4 protein-coding genes are annotated in these 2239 nt (G+C 71.4%); 1 reads left to right on the top strand and 3 read right to left on the bottom strand.

Features of this window, described 5'->3' with window-relative positions; translation table 11 throughout:
* On the top strand, positions 1-140 hold a 140-nt coding region (locus tag VLI41_RS15760; RefSeq protein WP_414692577.1), incomplete at its 5' end, for a glutamine amidotransferase-related protein.
* Between the two features lie 224 nt (positions 141-364).
* Here VLI41_RS15760 and VLI41_RS15755 read toward each other — a convergent pair.
* From VLI41_RS15755 to VLI41_RS15745, 3 genes are all read right to left on the bottom strand, one after another.
* A complete protein-coding gene (locus VLI41_RS15755) occupies positions 365-946 on the bottom strand; it encodes a fasciclin domain-containing protein (protein ID WP_325269040.1) in 582 nt (193 codons plus the stop codon).
* A 235-nt stretch (positions 947-1181) separates the two neighbouring features.
* On the bottom strand, positions 1182-1889 hold the full coding sequence (locus tag VLI41_RS15750; protein WP_325269039.1) for an anti-sigma factor: 708 nt from the start codon (positions 1887-1889) through the stop codon (positions 1182-1184).
* Positions 1886-2239: sigma-70 family RNA polymerase sigma factor (locus VLI41_RS15745; RefSeq protein WP_325269038.1), on the bottom strand; the 354-nt coding region annotated here is incomplete at its 5' end. The genes VLI41_RS15745 and VLI41_RS15750, both read right to left, overlap by 4 nt.

The raw sequence follows: 2239 nt of genomic DNA, 5'->3' as shown, positions 1-2239 counted from the left end.
TCGACGGCACCAACGCCGGCATCGCGCTCGCCGACCGGCCGGTGTTCTCCGTCCAGCACCACCCCGAAGCCTCGCCGGGCCCGACGGATTCCCTCTATCTCTTCGACCGCTTCGCCGGCCTGATGGACCGGGCGAAGTAGGAACCGCGGAAAGCGCGGGAGCACGCAGAAAAGAGGGCGGCCGATCGGCCGCCCCTTTTTCATTTTGGAACCACGGATTTCACGGATTCGCACGGATCGCGGCTGAAGCGCTGGGGTTCAAGCCGTTCGCGCCATGGGCGCGATCAGGAAACCGCCATCCGTGCCGATCCGTGGAATCCGTGGTTTCTCCCTTCTGCGCCTTTCGGCGTCTTCCGCGGTTCGCCTTACGGCATCAGCACCGTGTCGACGACGTGGATCACGCCGTTGGACTGGTTGACGTTCGCGATGGTGACGCGGGCCATCCCGCCCTTGGCGTCGGTGAGCCAGACGGCGCCGTTCTTTGACGTGACCTTGAGCGGCTCGCCCTCCACCGTGGTGAGGGTTCCGCCCATGCGGGCCCTGGCCATCAGGTCGGCGGACGACATGCGACCGGCGACCACATGGTAGGTCAGGATCCTGGTCAGGGCGGCCTTGTTCTCCGGCTTCACGAGGCTCTCGACCGTGCCGGGCGGCAACTTGCCGAACGCGGCGTCGGTGGGCGCGAACACCGTGAACGGGCCCGGGCCGGAGAGCGTGTCGACCAGGCCCGCGGCTTTCACGGCGGCCACCAGAGTGGTGTGGTCCTTCGAGTTGACCGCGTTCTGGATGATGTTCTTCGAGGGATACATGGCGGCGCCGCCGACCATGACCGTGTGCTCCTTGCCGCCCATGATGGCGTGCGAGGCGCTGATCTGGGCCGAGGCGAGGCCTCCGGCGGCGAGGGCCAGCGCGGCGCCCGCGAGCGCCGCCGAAACGATCTTGCGCATTGTCGTCTTCCTTCGATTTCCCATCGCCCCCGTATCGGCGACGGCGAAGGTACGGAGGCTGTTGCGAAGCGGATGCACCTGCCCGCCCCGTTCACGGGGCGGGGGGACCATCCGCCGAGCGACGCGAGAGCGGATGGTGGGCGGGGCGAGGAGCGGCAGTGCGCCAGCCGCCCCCTCCGTCACCCGCTCTTCGGCGGGTGACACCTCCCCGTGAACGGGGGAGGCAGGGCTCAGTTCAGATCTCGGCGAGCTTGCCGACCGCGGCGATCGGGCCGGAGGGCGCGTGCTTGTTCGGCGAGCCGCCGGGTGGCTCGATCGAGACCGCGAGGGTGGCGCCGGGCTGCAGCATGGGGGCCATCGTCCCGGGCATGGGCATGGCCTTGGAGGTCCCCGGGGCGACGAGGCCAAGCGGATGCGGCTTGCCGTCGGCGGGGATCACCCAGAGCTCGTGGGCGTGGCCGGGATCGGCCGGCATCAGCGACGTGACGATCAGCGCCTTCCGCGCGGGGTCGTAGGCGGCGATGAACATCGGTCGGCCCGAGGCCTGGCTGGTCAGGCTGGCGTTGAGCAGCGGCGCGGCTTGGCCCGGCGGCGTCTGCACCAGCACCGGCGGCCGGTTGGCCAGGAAGATGGCGACCGCCAGGCTGGCCGCGGCCACCCCGAGGGCGCCTGCGGTCATGCCGCGCCAGAAGCGGAGCGCGCGGTTGTCGTTGGCCGGCAGCGCGCGCTCGATGCGCTCCCAGGCCCCTGGCGGCGGCGCAACCCCGGGGACGCCATCGAGCAGCGGCGAGAGCCGCTCGCGCCAGCCGGCGACCAGGGCGGCGAAGGCCGGATCGCGCGCAACACTGGCCTCGGCGGCGGCACGCTCGGGGCCGGAGAGCACGCCCAGCGCATGCTCCGCGGCCAGCGCTTCGGTGTCGGAAAGCTCGGGGCCTTCGCTCATCGCTCCAGGCACCCTTTGAGCCGGGCGAGGCCGCGGCGGATCCAGCTCTTCACCGTGCCCAGCGGCGCATCCATCCGGCGGGCCAGGGCCTCGTAGGTCAAGCCTTCGAAGAAGGCGGTGCGGATCGCCGTCTCGGTGCGCTTGTCGAGCTCGGAAAGGCAGGCGCCGAGGCGCCCGGCGTCATCGGCCGCGGAGAGCAGGGCCTCGGCGCCGAGAGCGCCTTCGTCGGCGATCTCGAGTCCCTCCACCGGCTCGGCGCGGGCGAGCGGACCACGGGCGCGCAAGCGGTCGATCGCCCGGTTGCGGGCGATGGCCGAAACCCAGGTCATGACGCTGGCGCGGGCCTCGTC

Source organism: Phenylobacterium sp. (assembly GCF_035475775.1).
In the GTDB taxonomy this organism is placed as follows: Bacteria; Pseudomonadota; Alphaproteobacteria; order Caulobacterales; family Caulobacteraceae; genus Phenylobacterium.
This window is presented reverse-complemented; position numbering and strand designations above follow the sequence as displayed.

What these genes read in the sequence shown, in the direction of transcription:
- VLI41_RS15755 (WP_325269040.1), bottom strand. Translation starts at nt 946, where the DNA reads ATGCGCAAGATCGTTTCGGCGGCGCTCGCGGGCGCCGCGCTGGCCCTC.
- VLI41_RS15750 (WP_325269039.1), bottom strand. Translation starts at nt 1,889, where the DNA reads ATGAGCGAAGGCCCCGAGCTTTCCGACACCGAAGCGCTGGCCGCGGAG.